11 protein-coding genes and 1 riboswitch are annotated in these 15,177 nt (G+C 64.9%); of the genes, 8 read left to right on the forward strand and 3 right to left on the reverse strand.

The window, feature by feature from the left end; translation table 11 throughout:
- Positions 1-187: 187 nt before the first annotated feature.
- Entirely contained in the window at positions 188-1,765 is a 1,578-nt protein-coding gene (locus DBR20_RS10795) for a BCCT family transporter (RefSeq protein ID WP_108266176.1), read from the reverse strand.
- A 248-nt stretch (positions 1,766-2,013) separates the two neighbouring features.
- A riboswitch (TPP riboswitch) is annotated at positions 2,014-2,115 on the forward strand.
- Between the two features lie 93 nt (positions 2,116-2,208).
- Between DBR20_RS10795 and thiC the strand changes: the two genes are divergently transcribed.
- The 5 genes from thiC to DBR20_RS10820 all read left to right on the forward strand — a co-directional run bounded on the left by thiC (position 2,209) and on the right by DBR20_RS10820 (position 11,363).
- Entirely contained in the window at positions 2,209-4,053 is a 1,845-nt protein-coding gene (thiC, locus tag DBR20_RS10800) for a phosphomethylpyrimidine synthase ThiC (RefSeq protein ID WP_108266177.1), read from the forward strand.
- Between the two features lie 101 nt (positions 4,054-4,154).
- Entirely contained in the window at positions 4,155-4,826 is a 672-nt protein-coding gene (locus tag DBR20_RS10805) for an ion channel (protein ID WP_108266178.1), read from the forward strand.
- A gap of 259 nt (positions 4,827-5,085) precedes the next feature.
- The gene (locus DBR20_RS10810; RefSeq protein ID WP_108266179.1) at positions 5,086-7,410 is read left to right on the forward strand and encodes a winged helix-turn-helix domain-containing protein; all 2,325 of its coding nucleotides are present in this window, start codon (positions 5,086-5,088) and stop codon (positions 7,408-7,410) included.
- A gap of 115 nt (positions 7,411-7,525) precedes the next feature.
- Complete coding sequence (locus DBR20_RS10815; RefSeq protein WP_108266180.1) at positions 7,526-8,425, forward strand: helix-turn-helix transcriptional regulator; 900 nt, start codon at positions 7,526-7,528, stop codon at positions 8,423-8,425.
- Positions 8,426-8,474: 49 nt separating this feature from the next.
- Positions 8,475-11,363, forward strand: a complete 2,889-nt coding sequence (locus DBR20_RS10820; RefSeq protein ID WP_181393068.1) for a TonB-dependent receptor — start codon at positions 8,475-8,477, stop codon at positions 11,361-11,363.
- Between the two features lie 304 nt (positions 11,364-11,667).
- On the opposite strand, the gene DBR20_RS10825 is transcribed toward DBR20_RS10820, so the two are convergent.
- Together DBR20_RS10825 and ppa are read right to left on the reverse strand one after the other, a co-directional pair.
- Positions 11,668-12,789: an HDOD domain-containing protein gene (locus tag DBR20_RS10825; RefSeq protein ID WP_089236713.1), complete on the reverse strand. Its 1,122-nt coding sequence runs from the start codon at positions 12,787-12,789 to the stop codon at positions 11,668-11,670.
- Positions 12,790-12,940: 151 nt separating this feature from the next.
- Positions 12,941-13,477 (reverse strand): inorganic diphosphatase, encoded by a 537-nt coding sequence (gene ppa / locus DBR20_RS10830; RefSeq protein ID WP_025874161.1) that lies wholly within the window; start codon positions 13,475-13,477, stop codon positions 12,941-12,943.
- Positions 13,478-13,663: 186 nt separating this feature from the next.
- Between ppa and DBR20_RS10835 the strand changes: the two genes are divergently transcribed.
- The 3 genes from DBR20_RS10835 to DBR20_RS10845 all read left to right on the forward strand — a co-directional run.
- The gene (locus tag DBR20_RS10835) at positions 13,664-14,149 is read left to right on the forward strand and encodes a hypothetical protein (RefSeq protein WP_108266182.1); all 486 of its coding nucleotides are present in this window, start codon (positions 13,664-13,666) and stop codon (positions 14,147-14,149) included.
- Entirely contained in the window at positions 14,149-14,622 is a 474-nt protein-coding gene (locus tag DBR20_RS10840) for a hypothetical protein (RefSeq protein ID WP_108266183.1), read from the forward strand. Before DBR20_RS10835 ends, DBR20_RS10840 begins: the two co-directional genes overlap by 1 nt.
- Positions 14,623-14,706: 84 nt before the next feature.
- The coding region (locus DBR20_RS10845) for an RNA polymerase sigma factor (RefSeq protein ID WP_108266184.1) at positions 14,707-15,177 on the forward strand (471 nt) is incomplete at its 3' end.

The following is a 15,177-nucleotide window of genomic DNA, read 5'->3' on the forward strand; positions in this document are numbered from 1 at the left end:
GTGTGGGTGGGCAGGACCGTTGGCGCCATGGATGGCGCCATCGAGCCCCCAGGGATGGGTTTACGGCGTGTCCTGCCCACCCACACCGCCTCGCCCAGCCAGCAGTAACCCAGAGCCGCTTTGGCTTTTGAAGTTGCACTTGCCGTTGCTTGAGAAATGCGGTGCAGCCGCAGGCTGCAAAACACCCTCAATCCGAATCCTGCGCGCGCGCCGCCTCCGCCTGGGTCTCTTCCTGCGCCGCCATCTCCCGTGCGATCCACGCATCGATCATGCGCCGCTGGCGCTGTGTCTGCCGGCGCTCCCGCGTGTACTCCTGGTCCAGCACCCGGTACAGCGACACCATCACCAGCACCATCAGCAGCGCGAACGGCAATGCCGCGATCGTGATCATTCCCTGCAGCGCCTCCAGACCACCGGCCAGCAGCAACGCGCCCGCGATCAATGCGATGCCCACACCCCACGCAATCTTGTGCCTGCGCGATGGCTCGCCCGCATCGTCGGTGGACATCGTGGCCAGTACCAGCACCGCCGAATCGGCCGATGTCACGAAGAAGATCATCAACAGCACCAATGCGAGGCTCGACAGCAGTAAGGGCAGTGGCAGGCTGTCGAACAGGGTGAACAGCACCGTCTCATAGCCGTTGCCCAGCGCCTGCACCAGATCGGCGTGGCCGAAGATCTGCGACCAGATCGCGGTGCCACCGAAGACCGAGAACCAGAAGAAGCCGAGCAGGGTGGGCGCAAGCACCACGCCCACCACGAATTCGCGAACGCTGCGGCCGCGCGAGATGCGCGCGATGAAGGAACCGACGAACGGTGCCCACGAAATCCACCATGCCCAGTAGAAGATCGTCCAGTCCGCTACCCAGGTGCTGGACGAGAACGGCGACATGCGCAGGCTCATGGTCACCAACTGGTTGAGGTAGGAACCCAGCGTGGTGGTGAAGGTATTGAAGATGGCGCCGGTCGGGCCGAGCACCAGCACCAGTGCCAGCAGCAATGCCGCCAGCACCAGATTGACGTTGGAAAGCCACTTCATGCCACGCCCGACGCCGCTCAGTGATGAGGCCATGTACAGCACGAACGCCACTGCGATGATGGTCAGCTGCAGCGGTATGCCTGCGTGCAGCCCGAACACCCGTTCTACGCCGGCGGCGATCTGTACCGTGCCGAAACCCAGTGCCGTGGCCACGCCGACCGCCGTGGCGACCACGGCGGAGATGTTGACCACCTTTCCGATCCAACCGCGATGGTGGCGGCCGATGATCGGCTGCAGCATGTCGCTGATCTGACCACCGCCGTTACGGTTGAACTGGAACCAGGCCATCGCCAGCCCGATCAGCGCATAGATGGCCCACGGATGCAGGCCCCAGTGGAAGAACACATAGCGCATGGCGGCACGCGCCGCGTCCATGCTCTGCGGTTCAATGCCTTCAGGTGGCTTGGTGAAGTGCGAGATCGGCTCGGCAGCTCCCCAGAACACCAGGCCGATGCCCATGCCGGCAGCGAACAGCATCGACATCCAGCTGGCGCGCGAGAACTCGGGCTCGGCGTCTTCGCCACCGATGCGCAGGTTGCCGAAGCGGCCGAACGCCAGGTACATCAGGAATACCAGTGCCAGGAATACGACCAGCAGGTACAGCCAACCGACGCTGCGGATAACATCGCCCAGCGCCGCCTGCACGACGGTATTGAAGGGGCCGGGCGCGAGGCCGGCCAGCAGCACCAGGGCAAGCACCAGTGCGATGGAAATACGAAACACCATGAAGGAGCTTCTCCGATCAAGGGATTGAGGGGAGCGAGCGAAAGCTTGCAGGGAGTAGGCCGGCGACAGCGTGCGCACACCGGACATGAGCCGCGATGGCGGCAGGGAAAGCACCGCTTGCAACGGTGCGGTGCGCGTGCACGTTACTGAATGCGACGTCACGGTTCTGTTAACGCGGGTGCAGTAGATCCACGCCATGCGTGGATGAACGGCGAGGGGGACCGAGTGGTTTCTATGCTCTAATGCGCACCAAGAAGCGGGGGTACCGCGGCCTTGTGGCCACGGTTGAGATAGTCCCTTGGAACCTGATCCGGCTCATACCGGCGTAGGGAAGCTTTGCAATGCAGCCGTACCCCGATCCCGCCCAAGGACCACCTTGGTGCCGTCCGGGCACGGGTGCAGTGCGCCGCCGCTTCGTCCCTGACCTTCCTGGACGATGCCCGATGAACGCACAGCTCTCTGCCCTGCAGCAACAGGCCCAGCAACTCTCCGAGTCCGTGACCCGGCCCATACCCGGCTCGCGCAAGATCCACGTGCCCGGCTCGCGGCCGGACCTGCAGGTGCCGATGCGCGAGATCGCGCTGACCCGCACGCCCACCGTGTTCGGTGGCGAAGAGAACGCACCGGTCACCGTCTACGACACCTCCGGCCCGTACACCGATCCGGACGTGCGCATCGACCTGTCTGTCGGCCTGCCGGCACTACGTCGCAGCTGGGTGGAGGAGCGCAACGACACCGAACAGCTGGATGGCCTCAGCTCTTCGTTCGGCCGTGCGCGCGAGCACGATCCCAAGCTGGACCCGGTGCGTTTCCCCGCGCGCAGCCTGCCACGCCGCGCGCAGGCCGGTGCCAACGTCACCCAGATGCACTACGCGCGCCGCGGCATCATTACCCCGGAAATGGAATTCGTCGCCATCCGCGAAAACCAGCGGCTGGAGGCGATCCGCGATGCCGGGTTGCTGCAGCAGCACCCCGGTGAATCCTTCGGCGCATCGATCCAGCACATCATCACCCCGGAATTCGTGCGCGAGGAAATCGCCCGCGGCCGCGCGGTGCTGCCCAACAACATCAATCACCCGGAAAGCGAGCCGATGATCATCGGCCGCAACTTCCTCACCAAGATCAACGCCAACATCGGCAACAGCGCGGTGTCCTCGGGTATTGCCGAGGAAGTGGAAAAGCTGGTGTGGGCGATCCGCTGGGGTGGCGACACGGTGATGGACCTGTCCACCGGCAAGCACATCCACGAAACGCGCGAGTGGATCATCCGCAATTCGCCGGTGGCGATCGGTACGGTGCCGATCTACCAGGCGCTGGAGAAGGTCGACGGCCGCGCCGAAGCCCTGACCTGGGAGATCTTCCGCGACACCCTGATCGAACAGGCCGAGCAGGGCGTGGACTACTTCACCATCCATGCCGGCGTGCTGCTGCGCTACGTGCCACTCACCGCCAAGCGGGTTACCGGGATCGTCAGTCGCGGCGGCTCGATCATGGCCAAGTGGTGCCTGGCCCACCACAAGGAAAACTTCCTCTACACGCATTTCGAAGACATCTGCGAAATCATGAAGGCATACGACGTGACCTTCTCGCTGGGTGATGGCCTGCGTCCGGGCTGCATCGCCGATGCCAACGATGCGGCGCAGTTCGGCGAGCTGGAAACGCTGGGCGAGTTGACGAAGATTGCCTGGAAGCACGACGTGCAGACCATGATCGAAGGCCCCGGCCACGTACCGATGCAGTTGATCAAGGAGAACATGGACAAGCAGCTGCGCGAGTGCGGCGAGGCACCGTTTTACACGCTCGGCCCGCTGACCACCGACATCGCGCCGGGCTACGACCACATCACCAGCGCGATCGGCGCGGCGATGATCGGCTGGTTCGGTACCGCGATGCTCTGCTATGTCACGCCGAAGGAGCACCTGGGCCTGCCCAACCGCCAGGACGTGCGCGACGGCATCATGGCCTATCGCATTGCCGCCCACGCTGCTGATCTGGCCAAGGGGCATCCGGGTGCGCAGGTGCGTGACAACGCGCTGAGCAAGGCACGCTTCGAATTCCGCTGGGAAGACCAGTTCCACCTCGGCCTGGACCCGGAGAAGGCCAAGGAATTCCACGACGAGACGCTGCCCAAGGACGCGCACAAGCTGGCCCATTTCTGTTCGATGTGCGGCCCGCACTTCTGCTCGATGAAGATCACCCAGGACGTGCGCGAGTACGCCGAGAAGGGCATGCAGGAGAAGTCCGAACAGTTCCGTGCAGCCGGCGCCGAGGTCTACCAGCAGAGCTGATCGCAGAGGGGCAGCGCCGGGTCATGCCCGGCGTCATCCCATCACCCATCTCACGGACATGCCGCTATCCTCGGCCCATCGTTCCCCGGGGACAAGGAACCATGCCCATTGCCGTGACCACCCGCTGGCTGGCCATCGCCCGCCGTCATCCCTCTGCCTGGCTGCTCGGGGCTCAACTGCTGTCGGTACTGCTGTACCCGGCGTTGGACGAAACCGCTGCCGGGCGCGCGGCAGTAGGGGTGTTCGGCATGGCCGTGCTCGGCCTGGCCCTGTGGGTGGTGCAGCGCAGCCCGCTGGGAACCTGGCTGGCGTTGGTGCTGGCCATTCCGGCGGTGGTGTTTTCCCTATCCGCGGCCCTGCTCGACCGGCCTGCACTGGGCATCACCGCACAACTGCTGGAAAGCCTGCTGTATTTCTATACCGCTGGTGCGCTGATCGCTTACATGCTGCAGGACCACAAGGTGACCCGCGACGAGCTGTTCGCCGCCGGTGCCACGTTCACGCTGTTGGCATGGGCGTTCGCTTTTACCTTTGCCGTATGTCAGCAGTGGTATCCGGGCAGTTTCCAGGGCGCCACGGGTGGAGCGCAGCGCACGTGGATGGAGCTGCTTTATCTGAGCTTCAGCTTATTGTCCGGAGTCGGGCTGAGTGATGTCGTACCACTGCATCCGCAGGCCCGCGCGCTGGTCATGCTGGAGCAGTTTTCCGGCGTCATGTATGTAGCGCTGGTGGTTTCGCGGCTGGTCGGCCTGACCATGCTGAAACGCTTCTGAAAATGAACGCCAGATAAAAATATCGCGCCCGAAAGGGCGCGAATGATGATGCTTATTATGTGAATGCGTCGGCGAGAGAGAGCCTGATGTCGACCACGCGATAGGCGAGGTAACCCGCATAGGCTAATATCCGGAGGCTTCGTTTTTTTTGCGGTATGCGCCGATGCTTTGTGCGGAATCTGGCTTCTTGCTGTGCCAAGGATGGGAAGGGATCGATGGTGAACAGTGTTCGCGGCCTGTTTCAACCCCATAGCAACGAATGATAAACAGCGAAATCCAGTCGCCTGAATCCGACCGCGTCCGCGTCGGCGAGTGCATCGTTACTTTGTCCTCGCGTGAGGTTGAAGTTGCGGGTGCGCGCCGTACGCGACGTTTGACGCCCAAGTCGCTGGGCGTGCTGCGCATGTTGATGCGACAGCCGGGACGAGTGGTAACCCGTGACGAGCTGTTCGCCGAAGTGTGGCCGGACACGCTGCCGACCAACGATGTGCTGACCCAGGCGGTTACCCAGCTGCGCAAGGCGTTCAGCGTCGACGACGACAACGGCCAGGCGTACATCGAGACCATTGCCAAGACCGGCTACCGCTTGCTGGTGCCGGTGCAGCCGCTGGCGGACCACGAGACCGATGTGATCGCTGCTGCAGAGGAATCGTCTGCACCGCAGCTGCCTGCGCCGAATGCCGTGGCCCCCCTCGGCGCGCCCGTGGTTGAACGCGGCAGCCGCCGCTGGCGGCGCCTCCGCCGTCGCCTGCTGCTGGCGCTGGGCGTGGTGATGCTGCTGGCGCTGGTGGTGTTGAGCGTACTGCTGCTGCGCCGTCCGGCACCGGTGAATTCTCCGGTGGATGCGGCTGTGGAGAACGGCACGCGGGTGATCGGAAGCCCTGAGCGGCCGTATCGTTTGATTACTGCCACGGCCGGTTTTGAGACCTATCCCACACTTTCGCCTGACGGATCGCAGGTCGCCTACGAAGGCGCCAACGACGATGGCAAGGGCGGCAACGCCATCAAGGTGCAGACCTCCGGCAACGCACCCTCTCGCCAGCTGCTTTCGCCGCCGGCAGGTGCCAGCGACCGTTTCCCGAACTGGTCGCCTGATGGCCGCGAAATCGCCTTCGCCCGCTTTGGTGCCGATGCCAGCTGCCAGGTGTTGATCGCCAGCGCCACCGGCGGCGCTGTGCGCCAGGCCACGCGCTGCGACGGCACCGAACTGCTTAGTTTCGACTGGACGCCCGATGGCCGTGGCCTGGTCTTCGGCAGCATGGTCGGTCGTTATGCCCATCGCGGCATCCGCGTGCTCGATCTGGCCACCGGCCAATGGCGGGCGCTGGACTACGCGGTCGACGAGGATGATTTCGACTACGCCCCGCGCTATTCCCCGGATGGCAAATGGCTGGTGTTTGTCCGCAACCCTCAGCTGGGCGACCTGTGGCGGATGCCGGCCAGCGGCGGCACGCCCGAACAGTTGACGACCGAATCGGCCGAGCTGCGCGGTTGGGCATGGCTGGGCGACGGTCGACATATCGTGTTCGGTCGCCGCGTGGACAGCGAAGCACGCCTGTACTACCTCGACGTCGAGCGCCGCACGCTGCGCGACGCCGGGCTCGACGATGCGCAGTGGCCGGCCGTCTCCCGTCGCGGCGACATGCTGGCATTCGTGCATCGGCGCGCGCAGTTCGGCGTGTTCAGGATGCCTGCGCAGGGCGGTGCAGGTGAGCGTCTGTTCGCCTCCAGCGGCCGTGATGGGCAACCGATGGTGGCGCCGGATGGACGGCAACTGGTGTTCAGTTCCGATCGTTCCGGCAGCTTTGCGCTGTGGTGGGCCGACATGCAGCGGCCAGAGTCGTTGCGGCCGATCGAAGGGCTGAAGCCGGAAGCACGGCAGGCGCCCGACTGGTCGGACGACAGCCGGCATCTGCTGGTGGTGGGCCGCGATGAGCATGGGGAAGCGGTTGTCTACGAGATTGCACCACGCGATGAGCAGCTGCATCGCCTTCCAGTGCCCGCCGAGCAGCCGTTGCAGGCGTTGTACGGCGCCGATGCGGAGGAACTGCTGGTGGTTGAACGTGATGCCGACCAGCACACCCGGTTGAGCCTGTTCGATCGCAGCACGCAGCCTTGGCGGCGGTTGGCCAGCCTGGAGGGCGTGTCGCAGGCGCGTTTCGACCGCAGTACCGGGCGGGTGCTGTTCACCCGGCTGGCGGCCGGCGGGCTGTGGTCGGTGGACGCGGCGTTGACCCCTGCCAGCGTGCAGCAGGTCAGCGAGGACCGGCCCAGCCGTTGGCGCTACCGGACCTGGACCGTGGCCGGCAACGGCAGCATCGACTACCTCGGCAGCAGTGCCAGCTGCGGCACGACCCTGGTCCGTATCCAGTCCGGGCGCGAAGAAGCGGAGCGCTGCCTGGACGCCCAGCGCCTGAGCGCGGGCAATGGACTCAGCGCCAGCGCCGACGGAAACAACCTGTACCTGGCCTTGGCCATCAGCGATGGCGCCGACATCGGCGTGATGCGACTGCCCGAACAACCGCCCGCGCTGTTCCCTGCATTCTCCAAGTTGCTGATATTGAACGAGAAAGGGCCTTCGTAACTTCTTCGTGACGATCTCGCCGCGAATTCGTGGCGATCTCGGCAGTCTTTCCTGACGCGCTGCCGCCTGATTTGGCAAAACGGAGGCCTGTACTTGGCAAATCCGTGGTGCCCTCATGCGTCAACTCTCGCTGGCCGATCGTGGCCAAACCGTATCCCTGGACAAGGCGATCGACGATGTCGCGCCGACCTGCATGGGCGTTGCCCGCCTCGGCAGCCTGCAGACCGCCGGCACCAGCTTCAGCGTCTGGATGCAGGTGCGCGGTACCTCGTGGGTGGAAGCCAAGGAAGGGCGGTTCCGCCTTCGCCAGGGCGAGTGGATCGCGTTCGAGAAGGAGTCCAGGCCGCTGGTCCAGGCCGGACGCAACGGCTTGTGCGTGGGCATGAACCTGAACGTCGAGGCGCTGCGCGTGCTGACCGAGATGGCCGATTGCGGGCTGTACGCCGGTCGCGGCCTGATGAACCGGGCCGATGCACGCGTGGCACTGCGCCTGTGGCGTGACGCCCTCGCCAGCGGACAGCCGGCGCAGGCACTGCGTCCGTTGCTGCTGCATCTGGCCGGTCTGCAGCGCAGCCTGGCCGACAACGTACAGCGTTGCCCGGGCCGCTCGCGCAGTCGCAAGCGCCAGGTGTTCGGTCGCATGCAGCGCGCGCGCCTGTATCTGGAAGGCAACAGCCACCGTGTGGTGCGCATCGGCGAACTGGCCGAGCTGACCAACTTCTCCAGCTGGTATCTCTCCAAGACGTTCCAGAGCCTGTACGAGGAAAGTCCGCAGTCGCTTTCGGCACGCTTGCGCCTTGAGCGCGCAGCCGATCTGCTGCGCGACACCGACATGATGGTCGGCGAAGTCGCTGCCGCCAGCGGTTTCGACAACTGCTGCAGCTTCGCGCGTGCCTTCCGCGCCCGTTACGGCCAGTCCGCCTCGCGCTTCCGCGAGAACGACGGACAGCTTCCGCCACACTCCGCAAAGTCTCCGGTTGTGTCGCGCAAATACAGCGCTGCAACGCAATCGTAACGTGCTACGGCGTTTTAACACGCTACTAACACGTACCTTGGAGAGATTGATGAACGTTCGTATTCCCGCAGTGCGGCTCGGCTTGCTGCCAGCCGGCATTGCGCTTGCCTTGGCACCGTCCTTCGCTTCGGCGCAGGACGCAGCTGCCGGCGGCACGACCGACCTGGACCGCATTTCGGTCACCGGTTCGCGCATCCGCCAGGCGAGCATGGAAACCGCACAGCCGGTGATCGCGCTGCAGCGCGCCGACATTGAAAAGCAGGGCTTCACCAGCGTTGCCGACATCGTGCAGAACCTGTCGGCCACCGGTTCGCCGGCGATCAGCCGCGCCGATGCCCTGACCTCGGGCGAAGAAGTCGGCGGCCAGTACGTCGACCTGCGCAACCTCGGCCCGGAGCGCACCCTGGTGCTGCTGGACGGCAAGCGCATGGGCACCAGCACCGGTGGTTACACCGATCTGGCCTCGATCCCGACCTCGGTCGTGGAGCGCATCGAAGTGCTGACCGATGGCGCCTCGGCCATCTATGGTTCCGACGCCATCGCCGGCGTGGTCAACATCATCACCCGCAAGAACTTCGACGGCCTGGAAGCCAGCGTCTACGGTGGCCAGTACGGCCAGGGCGACGGCCAGAAGCAGGTCTACAACTTCGTCTACGGCCAGACCGGTGAGCGCGGTTCGATCACCTTCGGCGCCGAGTACAGCAAGGAAGACGAGGTCCAGGCCAAGGATCGCTCCTTCAGCCGCTACCCGAACGGTCGCTTCCATCCGTTCCCCACCGACGACGATGCCAATGGCTGGTCGCCGGCATCCAACCATGGCGTGCTGATCGACGACATGGGCACCCCGAAGAACGCCAACGACGATATCTGGTACACCCGTGCCAATACCGGTGCCGGCAACGGCATGGGCGACTTCCGTGAGTTCGGCACCGCCGACTACACCAATGCCAGCCAGGAAATGTGGCTGCAGAACAAGTTGACCCGTCGCTCGGTGTTCGCCAACGGCAACTACGATCTGACCGACAACATCCGCGCTACCGCGAACGTGCTGTACACCAAGCGCACCGCGACTTCGCAGATTGCCGGCTACCCGTACCAGTCCGAGGTCTACGGCACCCCGCTGTCGGGCGACAGCATCTACAACCCGCTGGGCAAGGACGCGAACTTCATCCGTCGCACCTCCGAGTTCCCGCGCCAGACCGAATCCGAGCAGGAAACCTTCCGCTTCTCGGCCGGCCTGGAAGGTTCGTTCGAGTTCGCCGACAAGTTCTGGGATTGGGACGTGGGTTACGTCTACAACCAGAACAAGGGCGTCAAGACCGGCACCGGCAACCTGTTCATCCCGAACGTGCAGAACGCCGTCGGCCCGTCCTTCATGGACGGCGACGTTGCCCGTTGCGGTACCCCGGGCAAGGTGATCGCGGGTTGCACCCCGTGGAACCCGCTCGCACCGTACGGCTCCACCGGCAATGGTTCGCTGGCTGACCCGGCACTGCAGGCCTACCTGTTCCTGCCGAGCCACGACACCTACACCAACACCACCAAGGCTTACAGCGCCAACATCTCCGGTTCGCTGTTCACGCTGCCGGCCGGTGACCTGGCCATCGCCGCCGGTTACGAGCACCGTCAGGAAAGCGGTGAGTACAACCCGGATGCACTGCTGCAGTCGGGCCTGAGCACCGACCTGGCCGGCGCGCCGACCAAGGGCAGCTACAAGCTCGACGAGTTCTACGTCGAACTGAACGTTCCGGTGCTGGCTGACATGCCGTTCGCCAAGGAACTGTCGCTCGACATGGCCGGTCGCTATTCGGACTACAACACCTTCGGCGACACCATCAACAGCAAGTTCGGCCTGAAGTGGAAGCCGATCGACGACCTGCTGGTGCGTGCGACCTATTCGACGGGCTTCCGCGCGCCGAACATCGCCAACATGTACGGCGGCACCTCGCAGACCTTCGACGCCTACACCGATCCGTGCGACAGCAGCTTCGGTTCGGCTTCGCGCAACCCGTCGGTTGCCGCGGCCTGCGGCGCACGTGGCGTTCCGGCGAACTTCCGCCAGATCACCTCGGGTGGCGCACAGTCGACCGGCCCGGGCACCCAGTCCTACAGCGCCTTCGAATCCGGTTCCAACCCGGAACTGCAGCCGGAAACCTCCAAGACCTGGACGGCTGGCCTGGTCTACAGCCCGAACTTCGTGCAGGGCCTGGACGTCAGCCTGGACTGGTGGAAGATCCGCATCAACAACGTGATCGCCGCCGAGTCGGTGACCTCGATCCTCAACCAGTGCTACGTGCTGGGCGTGGCGTCGGCGTGTGACCGCTTCAGCCGCGGTACCGAAGGCCGCACCGTCAACCAGGTGGTCGACGTTACCCGCACCCTGATCAACGGTGGTTACCAGGAAACCGCAGGTTACGACCTGGGCATCAAGTACCGCCTGCCGGAGTTCTCCTTCGGCAAGATCGTGGTTGACTGGAAGACCACCTACGTCGATTACCTCGAGTACAAGCGCGACAACGAAGCCGAGACTCCGGTCGAGCAGCACACCAGCTGGGCAACCGGCGACTGGGGTGCGAACTTCCGCGTCCGTTCGAACCTGAATGTCGATTGGAGCCTGGGCAACCTGGGCGTCAACTGGGCGGTGCGTTACTACTCGAGCATGAAGGAGCCGTGCTCCTACGACACCGAGTGCAACCTGCCTGACTTCAACTCGGCCTACACCCTGGGCCAGCCGACCCGCAAGGTCGGTTCGAACACCTTCCACGATGTGCAGGTGCGTTACACCCTGCCGTGGCAGGCTACGGTCTCGGTCGGTGCCAACAACGTGTTCAACCACGAAGGCCCGGTCATGTACAGCCAGCCGAACTCGAGCTTCTCGTACTACGGTGGCTTCGACATCGGTCGTTACTACTACATGAAGTACACCCAGCGCTTCTGATCCATCGAAGCGTGACAGCAGAAAAAGGAGGGCGGGCCGCAAGGCTCGCCCTTCTTGTTTACGCGATCACGCAACGCGGGTATCCACACCACGCGCGGACGAACCTCCGCTCACCAACGGCTGATTCACACCACGCGCGGACGAACCTCCGGTCACCAGAGGCTGATCCACGCCCCGCGCCGCTGAATCTCCGGTCGCTTCCAGTAGATCCACGCCATGCGTGGATGAACGTTCCGGCACAACGAGAAAGGGCAGGCCACCCGGCCTGCCCTCCATCCGCTCTACACTCGTCCGCCGCTACGCCTCAGGCGTCGCTCGGCACCAGTCCCATCAGGCTGTTGGCGTGCTCGCGCCACTGCGGCAGCTTGTTCAGCACACCGGCGCGCTGCAGATACTCTTCATCCACCGGATCGCCGTTGACCAGTGCCAGCGCCACGTGCACCGCACCGGTCACCCAGAAGCTGCGGGTGTTCGCGCGCTGCGGCTGCAGATGGAACGCCACCGCCTCGATGATCGGCATCGGCAGGCCCCACAGGCCCAGCAGATAGGCGCCGGCTTCGGCATGGCCGGGGCGGTCGTCGCCCGCCAGCTCGGGTTCGCTGCGCTCGTTGCGTACACCCGGCAGCAGCAGGCCGATGTCGGCCAGCAGTGCGGCGGTGGCACCGAGTTCGGCACTGGAGTCGGGCAGCAGGCGTGCGGCCAATCGCGAGGCCATCAAGGCACGCTGCTGCAGCGAGTTGCGCTCGGCGCCGGACAAGGTCGGCGCGGAGAACACTTCACTGGCCAGCACCAGGTCACGCAGCGTGGCCAGGCCCAGCCGGGTCACGGCCGTGCGCAGGTCGGCGATGGTGCGGCCCTGGCTGAAGAACGCCGAATTGGAAAGCTGCAGCACCTTGGCTGCGATCGCCGGGTCGGCGGCGACCAGCTTGGCAACATCGGCGCTGTCGGCGTCGTCGTCGTGTTCCAGTGCCTGGGTCAGGCTCAGGTACAGATGCGGTGGCGAGGGCAGCTTCTCGATGCGGCCGATGGCATCGCGCAGGCGCGGGCTGTCCAGCACTTCGCGCAGCTCTTCCAGGCTGGTCAGTGCTTCCAGCAGTACTTCCGGTGCCAACGGCAATGGCAGGAAGCGATGGGCGACACCGATCAGGCGTGCCGGCGGCGGCCGGTTGCCATGCTGTGCATCGACCAGTGCGATGCGGATCGTCTCCGGGCGCAAGGTGCGGATCTGTCCCAGCAACGTGGTTGCGTTGAGATCGGGCAACTGCGGGCAGACGATCACCGCGTCCACGCCCTGGGTGGCGACCGCGGTCATCGCGGTATGGCCATCGGTGGCGGTCAACGGCTGCCAGTCTTCCCCAAGATCGGCAATGAATTCGGTCAGCTCAGCCGGCAGGCTGGCTGTATCCCCAACAAGCAGAATACGCACGACACATTCCCCTGGCTGTCTCGACGGTCGATGTCGAAGACGTGTGAAGTGACGCAATTTACCTAATACGGCGGCAAAGGTGATGTGCCGCCGTCATGAAACGTGACCCGCATCGCTCCGACGCCGTGCGCCGGAGCAATGCTGTTCAGTCTCAGGCCTTGCTGTCGAGGTGGCGCTGATGCGCCTCGATCAGGATCTGCTTGGCCTCAGCCGCGCCGCCCCAACCGTCCAGCTTGACCCACTTGCCCTTCTCCAGATCCTTGTAGTGCTCGAAGAAGTGGCCGATGCGCTCCAGCCAGTGGCTGGACACCTGCTCGATGTCTTCCACGTGCGCGTAGCCGCCGAACACCTTGGTGACCGGCACGGCCAGGATCTTCTCGTCGCTGCCTGCCTCATCGCTCATCTTCAGCACGCCGACCGGACGGCAACGCACCACCGAACCCGGAACCAGCGGCAGCGGCAGTACCACCAGCACGTCGGCCGGATCGCCGTCGCCGCACAGGGTGCTCGGCACGTAGCCGTAGTTGCACGGGTAGCGCATCGGGGTGGAGAGGATGCGGTCGACGAAGATCGCGCCGGTTTCCTTGTCCACTTCGTACTTCACCGGCTCGGAATCCTTCGGGATCTCGATGATGACGTTGATTTCTTCCGGCGGGTTCTTACCGGGCGAGACGAGTTCCAGACCCATGGTGTGCTCCAGGTGGGGGATGTAGACGGATAGCTCTCCATTTTATGCCTTTGCCGGTCGCTGTGCAGGGTAGGGCGGCGCCGACCTGCGCACTTGCCCCCGACGGAGGGGCCAGAGCGGGGTTCCCCGATGGGTTCGCCCCGGTCCGCCCCGGCAGGCTGGAGCTCCATACCAAGGAGTCTTGCCATGAACTGGAACCGCTGGTGCTGTTGCGCCGTCCTGCTGCTGGCGCCTCTGCCCGCGCTTGCACGTGGGGCGCATGTCGACCTGATCAATTACCCTGCCGACGAGGCTGGATGGGAACGGGCCTTCGCGCTGGAGGACGCGGTCGCCCGCGAATTCGCCGCGGTGTGTGCCGATACCTTCTGCGAAGGCGATTACAGCAACTACCGGGTGATGGAGTTCCGCTGCGCCGTGCTGGCCCACCGGGGAACGGTGCAGCGCTGCGTCTGGGTGCTGGCGGCCAGCGAACTGGCGGTGCAACCCGACACAGGGCAGGTACAAGTCGACAACGGCCACTGGACCTGCCCTGTGGAAATGCAGCCCGGGGTGCCGGTTGAAGCCTTCTTTGCCTCGCTGGAGGCGCCGGACGGCCTGATGGCGCCGCTGCCCGGGCTCGATCATGGTCTGTTCGAGGTGCTGCCTGATTGCCTGCAGAGGAGGGGCGCCTGATGCGTGCTTTCCCGGGACGATGGCTGCTCTGTGGTCTGCTGCTGGCCGGAACCGCGCAGGCGGCGGCGCCGTTCGTGGACGCCCGTGACTATCCCGATCCAGCGACCGGCCGGGAGCGCTTCCTCGCTGCCGAGCGGATGCTGGTGCGCGGGTTCGATGATGTCTGTGGCGACACGTTCTGCGAGGGGCAGTACTACAACCTGTGGGCCATGCGCCTGCGCTGCTCGGTGGAACGCGCGACAGGCGTGGTCGCCAGTTGCGTCTGGACCTTCGCTGGCAGCGAAACCTGGGTGCAGAAGGATGGCCGGATCGACGTCGACCATGGCACCTACGCCTGCACGCTGCCGCTGGCGCCTGCAACCCGGCTGGAGCAGCTGCTCCAGGTCTGGCAGGTTTCCGGGCATGAGGCGATTGATGCCCCGCTGCCCGGCACGACCACGAGCGTCTATGACGGCCTGACAGACTGTCTCTGATGCACGGCCTCGTTAATGCAAACGTGATTTATTCGCATTAACGGAGTAGCATGCGCGCCGCCCCCGTCTGTTCCGTCGCCGCGCATGTCCTCCAACGTCGTCACCCTGACCGAACTGCTGATCCGCGAACGACCGGCACTGCTGCGGCGCGTGCAGCGCATCCTCGGCGGCGACAGCGGGGCAGAAGACGTGATCCAGGCGGTCTGGTTCAAGGCGCGCGGGGTCGACAACAGCCAGAGCATCGACAATCCGCGCGCCTATCTCTATCGATTGGCCATCAACCTCGCCACCGACCATGGCCGCGAATCGACGCGCCGCAACCGCCTGCTGGCCGAGCACTACCTGTGGCAGGAGGACGAGCAGATCTCCACGGAGGAGCAGGTGATGGCGCAGGATGAGTTGCAGCGCGTACTCGATGCCGCCGGCCACCTGCCCGAGCCGACGCGTACCATCTTCCGTCTCAATCGCCTGCAGGGCCTGACCCAGGCCGACATCGCCCGACGCCTCGGGGTGTCGGTGACCACGGTGGAGAACCACGTACGCACTGCGCTGCAG

It is taken from the genome of Stenotrophomonas sp. HMWF023 (genome assembly GCF_003060985.1).
GTDB classification, from domain to species: Bacteria; Pseudomonadota; Gammaproteobacteria; order Xanthomonadales; family Xanthomonadaceae; genus Stenotrophomonas; species Stenotrophomonas lactitubi.